Raw genomic sequence first — 393 nt, 5'->3', positions numbered from 1 at the left:
CTCACGCTCATCACCGGGCGACTTCTCGAGCACTACCAGAGCGGCGCCCAGACGCGGAGAGTGCCCGAACTCGCTGCGGCGCGGCCCGAGCTCGTCGCGCAGGTGCATCCGGTGACGGCGAAGGATCGGGGTCTGGCCGATGGTGCGCAGGTGCGACTGTGGAACGGGCGCGGAAGCCTCGTCGCGCGGGTCGGCCTGAGCACCGACATCCGCCCCGACACGGTCTTCCTGCCGTTCCACTACGCCGACGGCGCGAGCGCGAATCTGCTCACGAGCGATGCACTCGATCCGGTGTCATCGATGCCGGAGTTCAAGAACGCCGTGGTGAGGGCGAGTCGGGTCGTCTGAGGGTGCCGCTCATTGCTGGGTGGTGTCGCAAGAGAGCCCGTAGCG

At 68.4% G+C, this 393-nt stretch carries 1 protein-coding gene; it reads left to right on the top strand.

Going from position 1 to position 393, the window contains the following annotated elements; genetic code table 11:
• A partial coding sequence (locus D7Y13_RS44555; protein WP_279637227.1) for a molybdopterin dinucleotide binding domain-containing protein occupies window positions 1-348 on the top strand: 348 nt, incomplete at its 5' end.
• Window positions 349-393: the final 45 nt, after the last annotated feature.

The organism is Corallococcus praedator, assembly GCF_003612125.1.
GTDB lineage: Bacteria > Myxococcota > Myxococcia > Myxococcales > Myxococcaceae > Corallococcus > Corallococcus praedator.
Note: the sequence above shows the minus strand (reverse complement) of the source record. Positions and strands in the feature narration are given on the sequence as shown.